This is a genomic window from Knoellia flava TL1 (genome assembly GCF_000768675.1).
GTDB lineage: Bacteria > Actinomycetota > Actinomycetes > Actinomycetales > Dermatophilaceae > Knoellia > Knoellia flava.
Window position 1 is genome coordinate 1 of the sequence record NZ_AVPI01000011.1, and the last position, 18,977, is coordinate 18,977.

The 18,977-nt window shown below is 68.2% G+C and carries 19 protein-coding genes; 11 read left to right on the plus strand and 8 right to left on the minus strand.

What is annotated here, in order from left to right:
• A partial coding sequence (locus N798_RS04870) for a D-alanyl-D-alanine carboxypeptidase family protein (RefSeq protein WP_035946813.1) occupies positions 1-1,153 on the plus strand: 1,153 nt, incomplete at its 5' end.
• Here the strand turns inward: N798_RS04870 and N798_RS04875 are convergent.
• Positions 1,144-1,743 (minus strand): dTDP-4-dehydrorhamnose 3,5-epimerase family protein, encoded by a 600-nt coding sequence (locus N798_RS04875; RefSeq protein WP_035946723.1) that lies wholly within the window; start codon positions 1,741-1,743, stop codon positions 1,144-1,146. The two genes, N798_RS04870 and N798_RS04875, sit on opposite strands and share 10 nt — an antisense overlap.
• Positions 1,743-2,621, minus strand: a complete 879-nt coding sequence (gene rfbA / locus N798_RS04880; RefSeq protein ID WP_035946724.1) for a glucose-1-phosphate thymidylyltransferase RfbA — start codon at positions 2,619-2,621, stop codon at positions 1,743-1,745. Before rfbA ends, N798_RS04875 begins: the two co-directional genes overlap by 1 nt.
• Positions 2,622-2,685: 64 nt before the next feature.
• Here rfbA and rfbB point away from each other — a divergent pair, with 64 nt between their 5' ends.
• Together rfbB and rfbD are read left to right on the plus strand one after the other, a co-directional pair.
• On the plus strand, positions 2,686-3,693 hold the full coding sequence (gene rfbB / locus N798_RS04885) for a dTDP-glucose 4,6-dehydratase (RefSeq protein ID WP_035946726.1): 1,008 nt from the start codon (positions 2,686-2,688) through the stop codon (positions 3,691-3,693).
• Positions 3,693-4,547 (plus strand): dTDP-4-dehydrorhamnose reductase, encoded by an 855-nt coding sequence (gene rfbD, locus N798_RS04890; RefSeq protein ID WP_035946728.1) that lies wholly within the window; start codon positions 3,693-3,695, stop codon positions 4,545-4,547. The genes rfbB and rfbD overlap by 1 nt, the downstream gene beginning before the upstream one ends.
• A 19-nt stretch (positions 4,548-4,566) precedes the next feature.
• Here rfbD and N798_RS04895 read toward each other — a convergent pair whose 3' ends face one another.
• From N798_RS04895 to trpS, 3 genes are read right to left on the minus strand one after another with little or no spacing between them, the layout of a single operon-like run.
• The gene (locus N798_RS04895; RefSeq protein WP_035946731.1) at positions 4,567-5,739 is read right to left on the minus strand and encodes a YihY/virulence factor BrkB family protein; all 1,173 of its coding nucleotides are present in this window, start codon (positions 5,737-5,739) and stop codon (positions 4,567-4,569) included.
• 2 nt (positions 5,740-5,741) lie between these two features.
• A complete protein-coding gene (locus N798_RS04900) occupies positions 5,742-6,254 on the minus strand; it encodes a 2'-5' RNA ligase family protein (protein ID WP_035946733.1) in 513 nt (170 codons plus the stop codon).
• A gap of 10 nt (positions 6,255-6,264) precedes the next feature.
• A complete protein-coding gene (gene trpS / locus N798_RS04905; protein ID WP_052116930.1) occupies positions 6,265-7,311 on the minus strand; it encodes a tryptophan--tRNA ligase in 1,047 nt (348 codons plus the stop codon).
• 31 nt (positions 7,312-7,342) lie between these two features.
• On the opposite strand from trpS, the gene galK reads away from it, so the two are divergent.
• Positions 7,343-8,497 carry a galactokinase gene (galK, locus tag N798_RS04910; RefSeq protein ID WP_035946738.1) on the plus strand — a complete coding sequence of 385 codons (1,155 nt, stop codon included), beginning with the start codon at positions 7,343-7,345 and terminating at the stop codon, positions 8,495-8,497.
• 1 nt (position 8,498) lies between these two features.
• Here the strand turns inward: galK and N798_RS04915 are convergent, their stop codons facing one another.
• Both N798_RS04915 and N798_RS04920 read right to left on the minus strand, forming a co-directional pair.
• Entirely contained in the window at positions 8,499-9,308 is an 810-nt protein-coding gene (locus tag N798_RS04915) for an exodeoxyribonuclease III (RefSeq protein ID WP_035946739.1), read from the minus strand.
• A gap of 9 nt (positions 9,309-9,317) precedes the next feature.
• Positions 9,318-9,992 carry a NeuD/PglB/VioB family sugar acetyltransferase gene (locus N798_RS04920; RefSeq protein ID WP_035946741.1) on the minus strand — a complete coding sequence of 225 codons (675 nt, stop codon included), beginning with the start codon at positions 9,990-9,992 and terminating at the stop codon, positions 9,318-9,320.
• A 294-nt stretch (positions 9,993-10,286) separates the two neighbouring features.
• Between N798_RS04920 and N798_RS17715 the strand changes: the two genes are divergently transcribed.
• Positions 10,287-10,871 carry an arsenate reductase/protein-tyrosine-phosphatase family protein gene (locus tag N798_RS17715; protein ID WP_084100130.1) on the plus strand — a complete coding sequence of 195 codons (585 nt, stop codon included), beginning with the start codon at positions 10,287-10,289 and terminating at the stop codon, positions 10,869-10,871.
• A gap of 6 nt (positions 10,872-10,877) precedes the next feature.
• Here the strand turns inward: N798_RS17715 and N798_RS04930 are convergent, their stop codons facing one another.
• The gene (locus N798_RS04930; protein ID WP_229708621.1) at positions 10,878-12,350 is read right to left on the minus strand and encodes a tyrosine-protein kinase domain-containing protein; all 1,473 of its coding nucleotides are present in this window, start codon (positions 12,348-12,350) and stop codon (positions 10,878-10,880) included.
• Positions 12,351-12,611: 261 nt separating this feature from the next.
• On the opposite strand from N798_RS04930, the gene N798_RS04935 reads away from it, so the two are divergent.
• From N798_RS04935 to N798_RS04960, 6 genes are read left to right on the plus strand one after another with little or no spacing between them, the layout of a single operon-like run.
• Positions 12,612-14,312, plus strand: coding sequence for a polysaccharide biosynthesis protein (locus N798_RS04935; protein ID WP_415751852.1), 1,701 nt, complete (start codon positions 12,612-12,614; stop codon positions 14,310-14,312).
• Positions 14,309-15,454, plus strand: coding sequence for a DegT/DnrJ/EryC1/StrS family aminotransferase (locus N798_RS04940; protein ID WP_084100132.1), 1,146 nt, complete (start codon positions 14,309-14,311; stop codon positions 15,452-15,454). Before N798_RS04935 ends, N798_RS04940 begins: the two co-directional genes overlap by 4 nt.
• Positions 15,451-16,062 carry a sugar transferase gene (locus tag N798_RS04945; protein WP_035946743.1) on the plus strand — a complete coding sequence of 204 codons (612 nt, stop codon included), beginning with the start codon at positions 15,451-15,453 and terminating at the stop codon, positions 16,060-16,062. Before N798_RS04940 ends, N798_RS04945 begins: the two co-directional genes overlap by 4 nt.
• A complete protein-coding gene (locus N798_RS04950; protein ID WP_035946744.1) occupies positions 16,062-16,700 on the plus strand; it encodes an acetyltransferase in 639 nt (212 codons plus the stop codon). The genes N798_RS04945 and N798_RS04950 overlap by 1 nt, the downstream gene beginning before the upstream one ends.
• 50 nt (positions 16,701-16,750) lie before the next feature.
• Entirely contained in the window at positions 16,751-17,914 is a 1,164-nt protein-coding gene (locus N798_RS17720) for a glycosyltransferase (RefSeq protein WP_188450430.1), read from the plus strand.
• Positions 17,911-18,957, plus strand: a complete 1,047-nt coding sequence (locus N798_RS04960; RefSeq protein ID WP_035946748.1) for a glycosyltransferase family protein — start codon at positions 17,911-17,913, stop codon at positions 18,955-18,957. The genes N798_RS17720 and N798_RS04960 overlap by 4 nt, the downstream gene beginning before the upstream one ends.
• The last annotated feature ends 20 nt before the right edge of the window (positions 18,958-18,977 follow it).

Below are 18,977 nucleotides of genomic sequence, written 5' to 3' on the forward strand. Positions count from 1 at the left end.
CTCCGCGCCCGCGGCGGCGTCACCGAGCCCCAGCCCGAGCCTTCCGGCCGTGACACGGGTCCTCGACCCGGCGCGCAGCGTGGGCGGGCCCGGCCTCGCCAAGATGGACACGGTCCTCGTCGACGCGCCGGCCGGAGTCCCGGCTCCGCCCGCGGTGGCGGACGTTGCCTGGCTCGTCGCCGACGCCGACACCGGCGAGGTGCTCGCCGCCCGCAACCCACACGCCCCGCTGCTGCCCGCGAGCACGCTCAAGGCGCTCACGGCCATCCACCTCCTGCCGCGGCTCGACCGGGCAGCGGTGCTCACCGCCACGGCGGCGGAGGCCGATGCCGACGGCACCCGGGTGGGCATGGTCACCGGGCAGACCTACACCGCCGCGCAGCTCTTCGAGGCCCTCGTGATGTCGTCGGCCAACGACGCCGCCTACGGCTTGTCGGCGCTCAACGGCGGCATCCCGGCGACGGTCACCGAGCTCAACGCGCTCGCCGACGAGCTCGGGGCCCACGACACCGTCGTCGTCGACCCGAGCGGGCTCGACGCCCCCGGGCAGCAGAGCAGCGCCTACGACCTCGCGCTCATCGGGCGCGCCGCCATCGCGAACCCCGACTACGTGCGGCTCGCGACGACGAAGACGTCGACGTTCCCGGGCCGGTGGGTCCGTGGCGGCCTCACCCGACCGACCTACGCCATCGGCAACCACAACCGCCTGCTGTGGAACTACCCCGGCACCCTCGGTGTGAAGAACGGGTTCACCAAGGCCGCCCGCCGGACCTTCATCGGCGCCGCTCGACGGGACGGTCGGACCTACCTCGTCACCGAGATGTACGGCACCGGCAGCAGGTGGCGCCCTGCCGCCTCCCTCCTCGACTGGGCCTTCGCCCACGGCGACAAGGTCACGCCGATCGGACGCCTCGTCGAGCGCGGCGAGGTCCCCGTGCCGCCCGCCCCGCCGACCGGACGCGATGCCGGCAGCGACGGCACGGGTGACGACGACGCGGGCAGTGACGCCAGGCTCGGCGACACGGCAGCGGCCCCCACCTCGTCGAGCGACCCGAGGACCCCGTCACCGCTGCCCTGGGTGGGCGGGGCCGTCCCCGTCGCGGTGCTGCTCCTCCACAGCCTTCGCCGCCGACGAACTCGTCGTCAGGACTGACGCGACGTCATGTGTGCCTGCCACGCCGCATACGTGGGCAGGATGCCGGAGCGGCGCGCCTCGTCGAGTGTGGGCGCTGCCTCGTCCTTGGCCGACAGCGTGAACTCGAGGTCGGCGGGCAGGTCGAGACCCACGGCTGGATCGAGGGGATGTATGCCGTGCTCGCCCGTGGGGTTGTAGGTCGCCGTGCAGAGATACATCGCGGTGGTGTCGTCCTCGAGCGCGCGGAAGGCATGCCCGAGGCCCTCGCTGATCCACACCGCGCGCCGATCCACGGTGTCGAGGAGGACGGAGTCCCAGTGCCCGAACGTCGGCGAGCCCACGCGCACGTCGACGACGTAGTCGACCAGCGAACCCGTGAGCGCCGTGACGTACTTGCCCTGACCCGGCGGGATGTCGGCGAAGTGGATGCCGCGCAGCGTCCCCGCCGACGAGACCGACACATTGGTCTGGACGATGTCGGGCCGGTGACCGAGTTGCTGGGCGAGCAGGTCCCCCCGGAAGGATTCGAGGAAGCGCCCTCGCTCGTCGGCGATCTGTCGCGGCGTCACGACGAACGCCCCCTCGACGGTGAGTGGCTCGATGAGCATCAGGGCAGCTCCTTGCCCTGCTCGAGGCAGGCGTGTATGTAGTCGCCGTAGCCGCTCTTGACGAGCGCGTTCCCGAGGCCGGCGAATTGGTGGTCATCGATCCACCCCGCTCGCCAAGCGATCTCCTCCACACACCCGATCTTCGTGCCCTGCCGGGCCTCGATGACCGCGACGAAATGGCTTGCATCCATCAGGCCTTGGAATGTCCCCGTGTCGAACCAGGCGGTTCCGCGCGGCAGGACCGTGACCGCGAGGTCCCCACGCCGCAGGTAGGCGTCGTTGACGGCGGTGATCTCGAGCTCCCCGCGCTCGCTCGGTGTGAGGTTGCGGGCGATCTCGACGACGTCGTTGTCATAGAAGTAGAGCCCGGGGACCGCATAGCTCGACTTCGGCTCCGTGGGCTTCTCCTCGATCGAGAGCACCTTGCCGTCCGGGTCGAACTCCACGACGCCGTATGCCGTGGGGTTGCGCACATGGTGCGCGAAGACGTGCCCGCCGCGCACGTGAGTGAGGTTCTCGAGTGAGCGCCCGAGTCCCGTCCCGTAGAAGATGTTGTCCCCCAGCACGAGGGCGACCGGATCCGACCCGATGAAGTCGGCCCCGATGATGAACGCCTGGGCCAGACCGTCGGGACGTGGCTGCACGGCATACGAGATTGCGATCCCCCACTCCGCGCCGTCGCCGAGCAGTCTCTCGAACTGCTCGAGGTCCTGAGGTGCCGTGATGATGAGGACCTCGCGGATGCCCGCCATCATCAGCGTGGAGAGCGGGTAGTAGATCATCGGCTTGTCGTAGACCGGCATGAGCTGCTTGCTGATGGCCCGGGTGATCGGGTGAAGCCGCGTCCCCGAGCCCCCCGCCAAGATGATCCCCTTCATGGGCGCCACCCTAGCGAGTCGGGCGTGAGACCCGGTCGCCCACATCATCAGTAGCCTTGCCTGCGTGCGCACACTTGTCACCGGCGGTGCCGGCTTCATCGGTTCGAACTTCGTCCACCTGACCCTGGCGACTCGTCCGGAGGTGGAGGTCACCGTTCTCGACGCCATGACCTACGCGGGGTCGGAAACGTCCCTGGCCGGGGCGGAGGGCCAGATCGACATCGTGCGTGGCGACATCACCGACGCCGAGCTCGTCGACCGCCTCGTCGCCGAGTCGGACCTCGTCGTCCACTTCGCCGCGGAGTCGCACAACGACAACTCGCTCGCGGATCCGTGGCCCTTCGTGCACACCAATGTCGTTGGCACCTACACACTGCTGGAGGCGGTCCGACGCCACGGGGTGCGCTTCCACCACATCTCCACCGACGAGGTCTACGGCGACCTCGAGCTCGACGACCCGGCCCGCTTCACCGAGGCGACCCCCTACAACCCGTCGAGCCCCTACTCGTCGACCAAGGGTGCGAGCGACCTGCTCGTGCGTGCCTGGCTCCGCTCGTTCGGTATTGCAGCGACGATCTCGAACTGCTCCAACAACTACGGCCCACGGCAGCACGTCGAGAAGTTCATCCCCCGCCAGATCACCAACGTCATCGACGGTGCCCGGCCGAAGCTCTACGGCGACGGCCTCAACGTGCGCGACTGGATCCACGTCGACGACCACAACCGCGCCGTCTGGGCGATCATCGACAAGGGCGAGATCGGCGAGACCTACCTCATCGGGGCGGACGGCGAGGTCGACAACAAGACCGTGGTGCACGACCTGCTCGAGCTCATGGGTCGCGACGCGGACGACTACGACCACGTGACCGACCGGCCGGGTCACGACCGCCGCTACGCGATTGACTCGACGCGCCTGCGGACCGAGCTCGGCTGGCAGCCTGAGTACCCCAGCTTCCGTGAGGGACTGGCCGCGACCATCGAGTGGTACCGCGACAACGAGGACTGGTGGCGCCCGATGAAGGACGCGACCGAGGCGAAGTACGCCGCTGTGCAGTCCGTCGTCCCGCGCTGATGGCCCGCTGGCTCGTCACGGGGGCCGGCGGCATGCTCGCCGCCGACCTCCTCCCCCGGCTGACGTCGGCCGGACACGAGGTGACCGCGCTGCGCCGGGCCGCCCTCGACGTCACCGAGCCGGCTGCGTGCGCCGAGGCGGTCGAGGGTCACGACGTCGTCGCCAACCTCGCCGCGTGGACTGCGGTCGACGAGGCCGAGACCGCTGAGGCTGGTGCTTTCGCCGTCAACGCCGTCGGTGCTGCCAACCTCGCTTCTGCATGCGCCCGCAGCGGCGCCCGGATGGTGCACGTCTCCACCGACTACGTCTTTTCCGGAGACGCCACGACCCCGTATGCCGTGGACGCCCCCATCGCTCCTCGCTCGGCCTACGGGCGGACCAAGGCGGCTGGCGAGTGGGCTGTCCTCTCGCACTGCCCGACGGCCCTCGTCGTGCGCACCGCCTGGCTCTACGGCGCTAGTGGTCCGAACTTCGCCACCACGATGGCGCGCCTCGCCTCCGAGCGCGAGACGCTGTCCGTTGTGGACGACCAGCGCGGGCAGCCCACGTGGACCGTCGACCTCGCCGACGCTCTCGTGCGGCTCATCGACTCCGACGCCCCCGGGGGGGTGTGGCACGGCACGAGCTCGGGCGAGACGACGTGGTTCGGCTTTGCGCGGGCGATCTTCGAGGAACTCGGTCTGGACCCCGAGCGGGTGACGCCGACGACGACCCACGCCTTGCCCCGGCCCGCGCCACGGCCGGCCTACTCCGTCCTCGGCCACCAGCGCTGGAGCGAGGTCGGCCTCGAGCCACTGCCGGACTGGCGCGACGCCCTGCGACGGGCGGCGCCGTCCGTGCTCGGCACCGCCTGAGCCAAGCGGGTCCGCTGGGTCAGCGACGAGCGCCGAGACCGCGGTAGATGCGTCCAGCGAGGCCGAGACCGGCTGCGAGCGACGCACCCAGCGCCGCACCGATCGCGAGGTTGATGCGGTCGTTCGCGCGCGTCGCCCGCGGTGCCACGACCCGGTCCGTATGCCGGCCCACCCCCGTCGTAGGACCCGCATCCGCCTCCGCGTGCCGCGCCCCCGGCTGCGGCTCCGGCGCGCGACCCAGCCACACCGGGTCGGGAACGGTCGGGTCGACGGCCGCGGACACCGGCACCTCCGGGCCCTCGATCATCTTCGTCCGCTGGCCTTCGGTGAGGTCGGCGACCGCCTCGGCCTCGAGCGAGTTCGCGCTCCACGCGGCCGAGAGCAGGATGATCCGCGACATGAAGTTGAGCCACGCGAGCAGGCCGACGACGAGCGCGACCGAGGCGAAGAGCGGGTTCTCCGTCGTCCCGGCGATGAGGCTCGTGCCGACGACCTTGAGCAGGGTGAGCCCGATTCCGCCGACGACCGCTCCGCCGACGAGACCACGCCATGGGACGTCCACACCCGAGAGCAGCCGGAGCATGACGAGGACCACGAGCCCGTCGAGCGCGGCGCCGATGACGAGCGCGATGGCGCGCAGCAGCCACTGCTGCCCACCGAGTCCGATGGCCTCGGCGATCCAGCCGGTGAGGGCACTCGCGACACCGGTGACGGCGGCAGAGACGACGATGGCCAGCCCGAGCAGGACGAGGACGCCCAGGTCGCGCAGCTTCGCCGTGACGACGTTCCCGGGAGCACCCTCGGCACCGAAGATCGTGCGGATGCCGTCGCGCAGGGCACCCAGCCAGCCGAGACCGGCATACAGGAGCCCCGCGAGGCCGACGAGACCGGTGACGGTCAGGGCTGCGTCGCCCGGTGTCTCAAGCGGGATGAGCCCCTTGTCGCCGTCCTTGATGAAGCCGGGCAACGTCTCGTTGAGGTAGTCGCGGATCTGGTCCAACCACTGCTGGTTGTCCTGCAGCAGGACACCGAAGACGGTGAAGGCCAGAGCCAAGACGGGGAAGATCGAGAAGAAGGCGAAGTAGGCGATGCCGCCGGCGAGCAGGTTGCCGCGGGCGTCGCCGTAGCGCTTCCAGGCGTGCCAGAGCCGGGTCCGCTGGACGGCAGCCCACAGCGACTTCACGCGGTCCATGCTCAGCCCTCCAGGGCGAACGACGACAGGGGACGCCAGACGCCGTCGTCGGTCTGGTGGAAGAGCTCGAACGACGTGACGTCGAAGCTGCACCGGTAGTCGACGAGCTCGTCGAAGGCGGCGTCGAGCGACTCCTCGGCGAGGTGGTGCGCCACCGTGACGTGCGGGTGGTAGTTGAACTCGAGGTGCCGCTCGACCGGCCCGCTGCGCACCGCCGTCTCGAGGAGCTCGCACTGCGAGATGCCGGACGACACCTGCACGAACACGACGGGCGAGAGCGGCCGGAAGGTTCCCGTGCCGGAGAGCGTCATGCGGAAGGGTGCGTGGGCGGCGGCGACGACGGCGAGGTGCGTCTCGAAGGCCTCGAGCGACGGCGCGTCGATCTCGGTTGGTGGCAGGAGGGTGACGTGCGGCGGGATGAACTTCGCCAGCGGGTCGCCGAAGCGCTCGCGCGCGTCCTGCAGGTCCGTGCCGTGGGGTTCGGGCACGGTGATGGCCACTCCGTGGGTGGGCATGCTCCCGACCCTATCGGGCGGGAACCGGGGCGGCAGCCGGGAGCAGCCCGACGCGGTCCCGGACGCGCGCCATCGTGGCCCGCGCGACCTCGCGGGCGCGGTCGGCGCCGGAGGCAAGGATCCGGTCGAGCTCGGCCGGGTCGTCGAGCAGCTCGTGCATCCGCGCCTGGAACGGCTCGATCGCGGCCACGACGACGTCGGCGACCTCCTTCTTGAGGTCCCCGTAGCCGCGACCGGCGAAGGAGGCCTCGAGGTCTGCAACCGGTGTGCCGGAGAGGATCGAGTGGATGACGAGGAGGTTGGACACCCCGGGCTTGGTGTCGACGTCGTAGCGGATCTCGGCCTCGGTGTCGGTCACCGCCGATCGGATGTTCTTGGCGATCCTGGCCGGGTCCTGCATGAGGTCGATGAGGCCCTTGGGCGACGAGCCCGTCTTGCTCATCTTCGACGTCGGGTCCTGGAGGTCCTGGATCTTCGCCGCCCCCTTGACGATGTAGGGCTCGGGCACGACGAGCCCCCCGCCGAAGCGGGTGTTGAAGCGCTCGGCGAGGTCGCGGGTGATCTCGAGGTGCTGACGCTGGTCCTCGCCGACGGGCACGTAGGCGGCGTCGTACATGAGGATGTCCGCGGCCATGAGCATCGGGTAGGTGAGCAGCCCGACGTTGGCGTTCTGGCCCTTGGCGACCTTGTCCTTGAACTGCGTCATCCGGCGGGCCTCGCCGTCCGCGGTGAGGCAGTTCATGACCCAGCCGAGCTCGGCGTGCTCGGTGACGTGGCTCTGGCAGAAGACCGCTGAGCGCTCCGGGTCCACACCCCCGGCGATGAACTGAGCCGCGGTCTTGCGCGTGCGCTCGCGCAGCACCGCCGGGTCGGTCGGCACGGTGAGCGCATGGAGGTCGGCGACGAAGTAGTAGGCGTCGAACTCGTCCTGCAGCCGAACCCAGTTGACCAGCGCCCCGAGGTAGTTGCCGAGGTGGAGCGAGTCGCTGGTGGGCTGCATCCCGGAGAGGATCCGGGGAGCCGCCTGGGGGGTCACGGGTGCGGACATGCGCGTCATTGTGTCAGGTGGGCCCACATAGACTCGCACCGTGCCGAGCCTCCCGGAGACCTTCGCCGACCTCTACGGCCACGCCCCCGACGGCGTCTGGTCGGCGCCGGGCCGGGTCAACCTCATCGGCGAGCACACCGACTACAACGGCGGGCTCGCGCTGCCCATCGCCCTGCCGCACCGCACCTCGTGCGCGGCCTCGGCCCGGGACGACGACGTCCTGCGGATCGCCTCGCTCCAGGAGGAGTCGTCGGTCGAGGTGCGGATCGACGAGGTGAGCGCCGGGCACCCGAGCGGGTGGACGGCATACGTCGCGGGTGTCCTCTGGGCACTTCGCGAAGCCGGGTATGCCGTCCGCGGACTCGACGTTCTCGTCGACGGCCAGGTGCCCCTCGGGGCGGGGCTGTCGAGCTCGGCGGCCCTCGAATGCTCCGTCGCCGCTGCAGCGTCGGAGCTTTTCGGGCTGGGCCTGCTCGAGTCGGCCGAGGGTCGTGAGGTCCTCGCTGCCGCGTGCCAGCGCGCCGAGAACGACATCGCCGGAGCACCGACCGGCGGCATGGACCAGGCGGCCGCGATGCACTGCACGCCGGCCCACGCGCTGCGGCTCGACTGCCGCGACGGCGCCTCGACCCAGGTGCCCTTCGACCTCGACGCCCACGACGTCGTCCTCCTCGTCACCGACACGCGGGCCAGCCATGCGCTCGCCGACGGGCAGTACGGCGCGCGGCGCGACTCCTGCGAGAAGGCAGCCGACCTGCTCGGCGTCGCGACCCTGCGCGAGGTCGTCGGCCGACCGCTCGACGAGACCCTCGCAGCACTCCCCGACGACGAGCTGCGGCGCCGCACCCGGCACGTCGTGACCGAGATCGAGCGGGTCGACTCCGTCGTCGACGCCCTGCGCGAGGGCGACCTCGCCGAGGTGGGGCGGTTGTTCGTCGTGTCGCACGAGTCGCTGCGCGACGACTACGAGGTCTCCTGCACCGAGCTCGACCTCGTCGTCGACACAGCGGTGTCGGAGGGCGCCCTCGGCGCCCGGATGACCGGCGGCGGCTTCGGCGGGTCGGCGATCTCCCTCGTGCGCGCCGGCGATGTCGACCGTGTCACGGCCGCGATCGAGGAGGCCTTCACGCAGGCGCGACTCGCGCCCCCGGTGTCGTTCGCGGTCACCGCGTCGGACTCCGCACACCGCGACTGAGTCAGCGCAGGTCCAGGTCGTAGTCGACCGTAAGGGGCGCGTGATCGCTCCACCGCTCGTCGTATGCCGCCGCGCGGCCGACCTCCGCACGCGTGGCCAGCCTGGCGAGCGGTGCACTCGCGAACTGGTAGTCGATCCGCCAGCCGGCGTCGTTGTCGAAGGCCTTGCCGCGCCAGGACCACCACGTGTAGGGACCCGGGCCGGGACCGTGCAGCGCCCGGTGGACGTCGACGTAGGCGTGGTCGGACACCCAACGGTCGAGGTGGGCCTGCTCCGCGGGGAGGAAGCCCGACTTGCCGACGTTGCCCTTCCAGTTCTTCAGGTCGTCCGCGGAGTGGCAGATGTTGAGGTCGCCCGTGAGGGCGGCATACCCGTCGTTCGCCGCCAGGGTCTCGAGACGCGAGCCGACGGCGTCGAGGAAGCGCATCTTCTCGTCCTGCCGCGGCGTGAGCGCCTCACCGGTGTGGACGTAGGTCGAGATGACGGTGACCGGGCCGTCGGGCCCGCGCAGGTCGACCTCGAGCCACCGGCCCGCGTCGGTGAACTCGACCGGACCGATGTCGCTGGACGTCCGCACCGGGGGTAGGCGGGTGAGCACGGCGACCCCTGCGTGGCCCTTGGTGCGACCGGGAGCAGACGTGACGTGCCAGTCCCCGAGGCCGGTGTCGGCGAGGACCTTGTGCAGCTGGTCGTCCGAGGCCCTGACCTCCTGCAGGGTGATGACATCGGCATGCTGCGCTCCTAGCCAGGTCAGCCCTCCCCTGCGAGCCGTCGCGCGAATGCCGTTGACGTTGGCCGAGATGAGACGCACACCGGGAGCCTAGACAGCGAGTTGATGGACCCTCGCCGGCACCCCGTAGGCACTGACACCGGGACCGATGTCATGGGTAACCACCGAACCCGCCCCGACGATGCTGTCCGAGCCAATCGACAGACCCTGGAGCACGGTTGCGCTCGCACCCACTGTCGCTCCTGAGCCGATGTTCACAGCCCCGGATACGCACCCTTGCGGGTTGACCCGTGCATAGTCGCCGAGCGTGACGTCGTGACCGATCGTCGCGTTCTGATCGATCTGAACATGGCGACCAACAGTGATCTGTGTGCTGAGCCTGGCACCGGCACAGATGATCGCTCCCTCTTCGAGGGTGACATCAGGTCCCACCCATGCCGTCGGGTGGATGAGGGCAGGGAAGCGAACGCCGGGAACCAAGTCCGTCAGCTTGGCCACGAGCTGCCGCCTCGAACAGGCGGAACCCACTCCCACGACGATGTTCAGTTCCGTCCCGAGGCTGGACACACGGTCGATCGGCCCAAGGAGCGGCACACCCAGCCGATACAGCCGTTCACGGTTCTCACGTGACGGGCTGTCATCGACGACACCTGTGACGGTGACACCCGCTCCTCGCGCACTCAGCTCCTGGATCATGGCCACCACCTCGCGGCCGAAGCCTCCGCCCCCGACGACGACTATTTCGGTGGTCGTGCCAGCCCCCATGCGGCCCTCCTGGATCCTCGTCGTGCGCGCTACACGTCCGTCCAAATGATCGTGGCTGGACCTACCTTTCGGTTGCGCGGCATCGGTCAAATCTGATCAACAATGGCCCCATCGGACCAGCCCTCCTGGAACTGGCGGGGCAAGAATTGATGGCATGAAGGGGGATCACATGGCACCAGGCGGAGGTCGGACGCGACTGCTCGGCCAGCGTGCAAATCGGCGGGCTGTGTGCTTGCCTGGGCCCAGGATTTGATTCATCACGAACGGACCGTGTGTTCCGCATAGGGTGAAGTCATGCCACCCGACAGCGACCTTGAAAGCCCCAACGGCCGCATTCTGGTGGTGTGCACGGGCAACATCTGCCGATCGCCTTACATCGAACGTCTCCTGGCACATGAGCTCGCAGGGACTGGCATCACGGTGGAAAGTGCGGGCACGGGGGCGCTCGTCGACGCCCCCATCGACCCTGAGTCCGTCAGCCGCCTACGCGCCGCTGGAGCCGATGCCGATGGGTTCGCAGCGCGGCAGGTGACCCCTGAGATCGTCGCGCGGGCTGACCTCGTCATCGGCGCCACCCGCGAGCACCTCTCGGCGGTCGTCCCCCTGCATCCACGCGCACTGCGCTACGCGTTCGCTCTGCATGATCTCGGCGACCTGCTCTCGGTCGTCACCGAGAGCGACATCTTCGCGGCCCCCGGGGACAACCGGGTGGCCAAGGTGGCCGCCGCCGCCATCACAAAGCGCGGCATCGTCAACCCCCGGCTCCCCGAGGAGTCCGGGATCGTCGACCCCTTCCGTCGCGACCCGAGAGTCTTCGACCAGATGGTTCAGGAGATCGCAGCCTCCCTGCCGGTTGTCGTCACCGCTCTGCGTGGCTGAGGCTGGTCAGCTACCCACGAGATCGCGACGCGGACGCGTCGTGTCCTCGGCGCGACGGCGGCGACCACCCTTGGCACTCCGGTTGGGAACCCCCTCGGGCGGGGACTCGTACCTGTAGTCGTAGTAGCCGCCGCGAGTCTGTCGCGGAACGCGGTTGAGAACGACCCCGAGCACCGTGCCGTTGACCGTCTCGAAGGTGTCGAGGGCGTGCTCGAACTGGTCCTTGTTCACGACACCACTGCCCGCAACAATGATCGCCCCGTCGGCGAGGCGTGTCAGCACGGTCGAGTCGGTGACCGGAAGCACCGGCGCGCCGTCGATGAGTACGTAGTCGAAGCGGCGCCGTAGCTCGTCGAGTGTGTTGCGCATCGAGGTCGAACCAAGCAGCTCGCTCGGATTGGGGGGCGTCGCGCCCGCGCCGAGCACCGTGAGCGAATGAGCGCCGAACGGCTGGAGGACGTCGTCGAGCTCGTAGCGGCCGATGAGGACGTCGGTCAGACCCACGGACCCCTCGAGTCCGAGGTAGGTCAGGAGGCGGGGCCTACGGAGGTCGCCCTCGACCACGCACACGCTTGCCCCGGACTCGGCCATGGCCAAGGCCAGGTTGGCGGTCGTGCTCGACTTGCCCTCCCCCGCGATCGACGAGGTGACGACGATGACCCGTGGGTGGTTGGCGACATCGACGAACTGAAGGTTCGTGCGCAGGGCGCGGAACGCCTCGGCGCGGCCAGCCAAGGGGTCCGCCTGGATGATCAGTGGGTGCTTCTCCGCATCGGCGTCGAAGGGAATCCCGCCGAGGACGACCGCCTCGGTCATCGACTCGACGTCTTCCTTGGTGCGCAGCTTGGTGTCGAGGAGCTGCTTGAGAACCGCGGCGGCGAAGCCGGCGAGGAGTCCGAGGACGAGACCGAGAGCGATGTTCCGGACGGGGTTCGGGCTCACCGGCGCGTCAGGCATTGTGGGCTCACGCAACAGCGTGACCTTCACGGGACTGTCGGCGCTCGGCGTGACCCGCTCCAGGTCTGCGACGACAGTGGGAAATGTTTCTGCAATCGCCTGAGCGATATCTCGCGCCTTGCCCGGCTCAGGGTCAGTGACGACCACGTCGATCAGCACCGTGTCGGGGGGCGTCGTCGCGGTGATCCGGTTGGCGAGTGTGTTGGGCTGCTCGTCGATGCCTGCCTTGGCGATGACCGGGTCGAGGAGCTTGGGTGCCTTCAGAAGCTGACTGTAGGACTTCACCCGCTGCTGGGTGAATGTCCCACCTTGAGCGAGCTGGCTGCTGTCGGACGAGTCAGCAGTCGATACGAAGAACTGAGTGTTCGCCGTGTACTGCGGTGTGACCATCAGGGTCATCCCAGCGGCGGCCGCGACGACGAGCAACGTGACGACCGTCAGGGTGCGCCAACGACGTCGAAGGATCTGCAGATATCCCATCAGGTCCAACGACTCAGTCCTCATCCTCGGTTCAGGGCGCAAGAGTGCTCCTCGGTTCAGCCTACCTGTCTACTGGACTAGACTCCCGAGCGCGAGCGGGGGCTGTCGAGACAGAGCGGCTTCTGACCCAGCACAGCGATCCGCTGCCCGCTCCGATCAAGTCGCAAATTACCCCGGGGAGCACTGTCAGTCATGTCGACGAGGGTTGGACGGCGGGACGTCGTCGTACGTGGGGGTTGGGCAGCCGTGGATGCGGCGATCGTCGGCGTGTCGGTGATGGCCGCAGCCTGGCTCCGCTTCGACATGGACATTGCCTTGGCCACGGAGTCGTCGATCCTCGCCTTTGCTGGGGTGGCCGCGACGGTGCAGCTCGTGGTCGGTCTCACAGCCGGCTTGGTTCAGCATCAGCACAGAAGAGGCTCGTTCGAGGAGACTTCACAGGTCGCCTGGTCCACGCTGGTCGTGGGTCTGGCCCTGGTCGGAGTGCGGATCGTCACCGACTGGTTCCCGGTGCCGCGAAGCCTCCCCTTCATCGTTCCAGTCGTGTCACTCGTCGGAATGTTCGCTCTGCGCTTCGTCGTCCGCTCCTACCGGTGGGGCAGGCACAGGATGAACGATGACGATGAGGCGGTCATCGTCTACGGGGCTGGCGAGGGCGGTCGCCAGCTCATCCGTGCGCTCACCCGCGACACCTCCACCAGCGGCAAGCTGGTCCCGGTCGCGGTGATCGACGACGACCCGCGAAAGCGACGTATGCACATCGACGGTCTGCGGGTCGTCGGGGGTGCGGACCGGCTCGCCGAGGTCGTCGACCGCACGGACGCAACGACCTTGGCAGTTGCCATGCCGTCCCTGCCCGCAGAGCGACTGCGCGAGATCCGGGACCTCGCGCGCGCCCATCAGCTCGAGTTGCTCGTCCTGCCGCCCGTCGGCCGTCTCCTCGGGCCGGCAAGCGGCGCCGACCTGCACAAGCTCAACCTCGAGGACCTGCTCGGTCGCCAGCGGATCACCATGGATCCCGCATCGATCTCAGCGTCCATCACCGGCAAGCGGGTTCTCGTCACCGGTGCAGGTGGCTCCATAGGCTCCGAGCTCGCCCGCCAGATCTCGCGGTTCAGCCCCGCCAAGCTCGTCCTGCTCGACCGAGACGAGTCCGCCCTCCACAGCACGCAGATGAGCCTCACGGGACGGGCCCTCCTCGACGACGGCACGCTCGCGCTCTGCGACATCCGGGACAAGGACGCCCTCCAGCGGGTCTTCGAGAGGGAGCGTCCGGAGGTTGTCTTCCACGCTGCAGCCCTCAAGCACCTCACCCTGCTCGAGCAGTTCCCCCTCGAGGCATGGCAGACAAACGTGCTCGGCACGGCCAACGTCCTCGCGGCCGCCGAGGCGGCAGACGTCGAGACCTTCGTCAACATCTCCACGGACAAGGCTGCGAACCCCACCTGCGTTCTTGGCTACAGCAAGCGCCTGGCGGAGCGGTTGACGGCCGAGTTCGCCGATGGCCACAAGGGTATGTTCGTGAGCGTGCGGTTCGGCAACGTCCTCGGCTCGCGCGGGTCGGTCATCACCGCCTTCACGGCTCAGATAGAGCAGGGTGGACCTGTGACGATCACCCACCCGGACGTCGAGCGGTTCTTCATGCTCATCCCTGAGGCGAGCCAGCTCGTCCTCCAGGCCGCTGCAATCGGGGCGAACGGCGACGTCATGGTCCTCGACATGGGCCAGCCCGTGAAGATCCTCGACGTGGCCCGCACCCTGATCGACCTCTCCGGGAAGTCCGACGTGGAGGTCGTGTTCACCGGGCTGCGTCCCGGCGAGAAGATGTCCGAGGAGCTCTTCGCACCCGGCGAGGAGGTCATCTCGGCGGGCCACTCGCTCATCAACAAGGTCGAGGTCCCGGCGATGTCCGTGGACCAGGTCGCCAACGCTGACGTCGCCCAACCGGAGGATGCCCGCCAGTGGATGCTCAGTCAATCGGTGCAGGAGGTGGTGCAGTCGTGAACGAACGGATCCACCTGTCGCGTGCACATGTCACCGACATCGAGGAGAAGTACGTCCTGGAGGCGCTCCGCTCGGGATGGGTGGCACCGCTGGGGCCGATGGTCGACCGCTTCGAGCGCGAAGTGGCCCAGCGATGCGGTGTCTCCGGGGCGCTCGCGCTCGCGTCTGGAACGGCCGCCCTTCACTTGGCCCTGCTCGAGCTCGGGGCCGGCCCAGGCACGGTCGTCGTTCTCCCTTCGATGACCTTTGCGGCCTCCGCCAACGCTGTTGCGTACACCGGCGCTGAGCCCGTCTTCGTCGACTCCGCCGAGGACGCCAACGTCGACATCGACCTCCTGGTCGAGACCGTCGAGGTGCTTCTGTCCGAGGGCCTCACGGTCGCTGCCGTGATGACGGTCGACCTCTTCGGCCGATGCTGCGACTACACCGCACTGGGCCGGCGCCTCGACGACCTCGGCGTGCCCCTGGTCGAGGACGCCGCCGAAGCGCTCGGCGCCACCCATGGCGGACGCAGCGCTGGGTCGTTCGGCCGGGCCGCCGCACTGTCGTTCAACGGCAACAAGATCATGACGACGTCCGGCGGTGGGATGCTGCTCAGCGACGACCTCGCGTTGCTGGACCGGGCCCGCTACCTCTCGACTCAGGCCAGGCAGCCCGCGGCCTGGTACGAGCACACCGAGGTCGGCTACAACTACAGGATGTCCAACGTCCTGGCAGCGTTGGGTGTCGGCCAGCTGGAGCGCCTCGACTCGATGATCTCGCGCCGCCGCGAGATCCGCCGTCGTTACACAGCTGGCTTCGCCGACATCCGAGGGCTGACGTTCCTGGGCCGAGGGCCCGGCGACGGGGCGGCTGAGTCCGAAGACAATCACTGGCTGACGTGCATCTCGCTGGACCCTGACCAGCTCGACATCGACCCGGCCACGCTGATGTCGGGTCTCGACGCCGCCGGCATCGAGGCGCGTCATCTCTGGAAGCCGATGCACCTCCAGCCGGTCCATGAAGGCCGTCGCGCGGTGCTCACCGGCGTCAGCGAGCGACTCTTCGCCACAGGGGTGACCCTTCCCTCCGGTTCCGAGCTCAACGACGAGCAGATCGACCGAGTGATAGCAGAAACCCGACGGGTCCTGCGCGCGTCATGACCCGGATCGACAGCAAGAGGGTCTTCGACCTCATCGTGACCACGCCAGCCCTGGTGCTGTCCCTCCCAGTGCAGGCCGTGCTCGCACTGGCGGTCCGCGTCAAGCTCGGGTCGCCGGTCCTCTTCGAGCAGGAGCGACCCGGACTCGACGACCGGATCTTCGTCATGCGCAAGTTCCGCACGATGCTCGAGCCTGACCCGGCCAAGGGCCTCGTCTCCGACGCCGACCGCCTCACGGCGTTCGGCATCTTCCTGCGCTCCACCAGTCTCGACGAGCTGCCCACCCTCTGGAACATCGTGCGCGGCGACATGTCGGTCGTCGGCCCTCGGCCACTGCTCGTGCGATACCTCGACCGCTACTCCCCGGAGCAGGCGCGTCGTCACGAGGTACGTCCGGGCCTGACCGGTCTGGCGCAGGTGAGCGGCCGGAACGCCGTGAGCTGGGACCAGCGGCTCGCCCTCGACGTCGAGTACGTCGACACACACACGCTCCGTGGCGACCTTGCCATCATCGGTCGTACCGTGGCCGCCGTCCTGAGACGCGACGGCATCGCTGCCGAGGGCGACGCGACCATGCCTGAGTTCGATCCCCCCGAGAGGACCACCTGATGGCTCGACCAGTTGTCATCGTCGGATGCGGCGGCTTCGGCCGCGAAGTGCGCGACGTGATCGATGCGTGTATTGCCAGCGGCCAGGATTGGGACTTCCTCGGCTACGTCGACGACGACCCCTCCGAGCCCCACCACGCGGCAGTCGCAAGGTCACAGGACAAAGTCCTCGGTGGCATGGAGTGGCTGGAGGACGCACCCAAGGAGACTCACGTCTTCATCGGTATTGGCACCGGATCGGTGAAAGCCAACATCGACGCACAACTCACCCGTTTGGGGCTCTCGGCCGGCGTGCTTGTGCACCCCACTGCCAGCATGGGCCGGGACGTCACTTTGGGGCCGGGCTCGATCGTGTGCGCCGGCGTCCGTTTGACAACAAATATTCGTCTTGGGCGACACGTGCACCTCAACCTCAACACCACCATCGGACATGACGTGGACGTCGACGATTACGTGTCGATCAACCCCTTGGTCGCCGTTTCGGGCAATGTTCGGATCGGCGCGCGAAGCATGATCGGGACGCACGCCGCAATTCTTCAGGGTCTCGACCTGGGTCCAGATTCGGTGGTCGGTGGCTCGGCCCTGGTTGTGAAGGACGTCGATGAAGGAATCACCGTGAAGGGCGTGCCCGCCCGATGACCCGGAGGAAATCTGGTCGAGATGGAGCAATCGTCACCACGACCGTTCCGGTGACGGCACACGTGTTCTGCCGTGAGATGTTGCGGCAATTGGGAAGACGAGTGGAACCCGTCCTAGTCGTCAGTTCCGAGGGTCCCGAGCTGAAGGAACTGGAGTCCGCCGGGGTCGAAGCGGTATCCGTGTCGATGCCTCGCGATCCATCGCCTCTACTTGACACCATCGCGCTTGTGCACTGGGTCGTGCTGTTGTTGAAGCGTCGACCGCTTCTTGTCGTGGCACTCACACCCAAGGCGAGTCTGCTGGCGTTGCTCGCAGCGAAAGTCACGCGTGTCCCCCATCGCACCTATCTACTTGTTGGTCTGCGACTGGATGGCGAGGTCGGCATCAAGCGTAAACTCCTCACGGTCTTGGAGCGGCTCACGAGTGCCTGCGCAACCGATGTCATTGCTAACTCACCTTCGCTCCATCACCGATATCTCGAACTGCGGTTAACATCCGAGAGCAAGCTCTCGCACACCGATCCCGGCAGCGACCATGGGGTCGACACCCGCCATTTCATGCCGCAACCTCGCGCCGCGGGCGCGTCGTCTCCGCCAATTGGCGTGGTCAATATCGGTTTCGTTGGCCGCGTCACGGCCGACAAAGGCATTGGCGCCCTCGCAGATGCCCTCGGCAGACCAAGTTTGGCTGGCACGTACCATCTCACCGTGGTCGGTTCGCACGACGAGCCGGACTCAGAGGAGATGCTCGCTGCCCTTCGTGGCGCGAATGTGAATTTCACCGCGCATGGGCCCGTGGACGATATCCGACCGCATATGTCACAGATGGACTTTTTGGTCCTCCCCACCCGGCGCGAAGGTTTTCCGAATGTGGTCCTCGAGGCCTCAGCGATGGGCGTACCGACATTGACCACCAAGGCAGTGGGCGCCATCGATAGCGTCATCCATGAGAGGACCGGCCTTCTGGTTCCCGTTGACGACGTCGACGCTCTGGAAACAGCCCTGACCCGAATGATCACATCCGCGGACGATCGTCGCCTTATGGGCACAGCCGCTCGCGCCTACGTCGAAGAGAACTTCGATCCGTCCAGGATCGTCAGCCAGATTCTCGAGCGCGCGCTCCCTGACCGACGGGTGTCGGGAGCCGACAACCCGGAGCGGGAGATGTCGGCGATTCGTGAGAGCTCGGCAGGCGCGAGGAAGAGGCCATCATGATCCGTGTCGTGGCCCCGTACGGCGCCGACGGATCAAGCACTCGGGTGCGGATCCTCGACTGGCTGGCTCACGTTCGGCTGGACGGCGACACGCACTTCTATGCGGACTTTCCCGACAACCGTGTCGACCGCCTGCTTCGACATCCTCGTCAGGTCGCGCGCGCCGAGTACGACCTGCGCAGACTCGACGTTCGGGGCGACACGGTGCTCATGTCCCGCGAGGCAAGCCCCTTCGGGCGAGGTAAGACCGAAGAGAGGATCCTGGGAACCGCCGCACACTCCGTCTTCGACTTCGACGACGCCATCTACGTCGACAGCGGTGGTCCACGATCGTGGTTCAGGCCTGAGGAGAAGACTCGTCGCAGTGTCGCCGCGGCCCACGTCGTCGTCGCGGGCAACGAGTATTTGGCCGACTGGGCGGAGAAGCACCACAGGGACGTGCGCGTGATTCCGTCGTGCGTCGAGCCGGACGACTACGTCCCCCGCACCTCGTGGGACTTGCCGGAGGGCGAACCGGTCATCGTGTGGCTGGGGTCACCCAGCACCGAAGTGTTTCTGGAGCCCATCGCGCCAGCTCTCCTGCAGGTGGCTCAGAAGCACGGCGCGAGAATCCGCCTGATCAGCGGGCCCTCCCACAACCCCGCGCTGTCGAGCCTCGACCCCGTCCTCGAGCGGGTTCCATGGAGCCTGAGCGGGTATGCGCATGACCTGGCCGGTGCCGACGTCGCGATCGCACCCCTGACCGACACCGCCTTCGCTCGCGGCAAGTGCGCCTACAAGCTGCTGCAGTATGCCGCGACGGCACTACCCATGATCGGCTCACCTGTCGGGGCAAATGCTCTGGCGCTGGAGCGATTCGATGGCGTGGCGGCGACGTCACCTGCTGAGTGGGCGGACGGTCTCGACGAGCTGCTCACCGAGAGTTCGACACGGCGAGAGCAGCGGGGACGCGCCGGACTGGGCAGGGTGCGCGAGCACTACGCGTTCGAGGCATGGAGGGACGTCTGGTGCGCGGCGATGGGCCTCGCAGTGGGAACTCCGTGACACCCCAGCCGTTGTCGAGC

What these genes read in the sequence shown, in the direction of transcription:
- N798_RS04960 (WP_035946748.1), top strand. Translation starts at nt 17,911, where the DNA reads ATGATCCGTGTCGTGGCCCCGTACGGCGCCGACGGATCAAGCACTCGG.
- N798_RS04935 (WP_415751852.1), top strand. Translation starts at nt 12,612, where the DNA reads ATGGACATTGCCTTGGCCACGGAGTCGTCGATCCTCGCCTTTGCTGGG.
- N798_RS04920 (WP_035946741.1), bottom strand. Translation starts at nt 9,992, where the DNA reads ATGGGGGCTGGCACGACCACCGAAATAGTCGTCGTCGGGGGCGGAGGC.
- N798_RS17715 (WP_084100130.1), top strand. Translation starts at nt 10,287, where the DNA reads ATGCCACCCGACAGCGACCTTGAAAGCCCCAACGGCCGCATTCTGGTG.
- rfbA (WP_035946724.1), bottom strand. Translation starts at nt 2,621, where the DNA reads ATGAAGGGGATCATCTTGGCGGGGGGCTCGGGGACGCGGCTTCACCCG.
- N798_RS04875 (WP_035946723.1), bottom strand. Translation starts at nt 1,743, where the DNA reads ATGCTCATCGAGCCACTCACCGTCGAGGGGGCGTTCGTCGTGACGCCG.
- N798_RS04895 (WP_035946731.1), bottom strand. Translation starts at nt 5,739, where the DNA reads ATGGACCGCGTGAAGTCGCTGTGGGCTGCCGTCCAGCGGACCCGGCTC.
- N798_RS04950 (WP_035946744.1), top strand. Translation starts at nt 16,062, where the DNA reads ATGGCTCGACCAGTTGTCATCGTCGGATGCGGCGGCTTCGGCCGCGAA.
- trpS (WP_052116930.1), bottom strand. Translation starts at nt 7,311, where the DNA reads ATGACGCGCATGTCCGCACCCGTGACCCCCCAGGCGGCTCCCCGGATC.
- N798_RS04900 (WP_035946733.1), bottom strand. Translation starts at nt 6,254, where the DNA reads ATGCCCACCCACGGAGTGGCCATCACCGTGCCCGAACCCCACGGCACG.
- rfbD (WP_035946728.1), top strand. Translation starts at nt 3,693, where the DNA reads ATGGCCCGCTGGCTCGTCACGGGGGCCGGCGGCATGCTCGCCGCCGAC.
- N798_RS04945 (WP_035946743.1), top strand. Translation starts at nt 15,451, where the DNA reads ATGACCCGGATCGACAGCAAGAGGGTCTTCGACCTCATCGTGACCACG.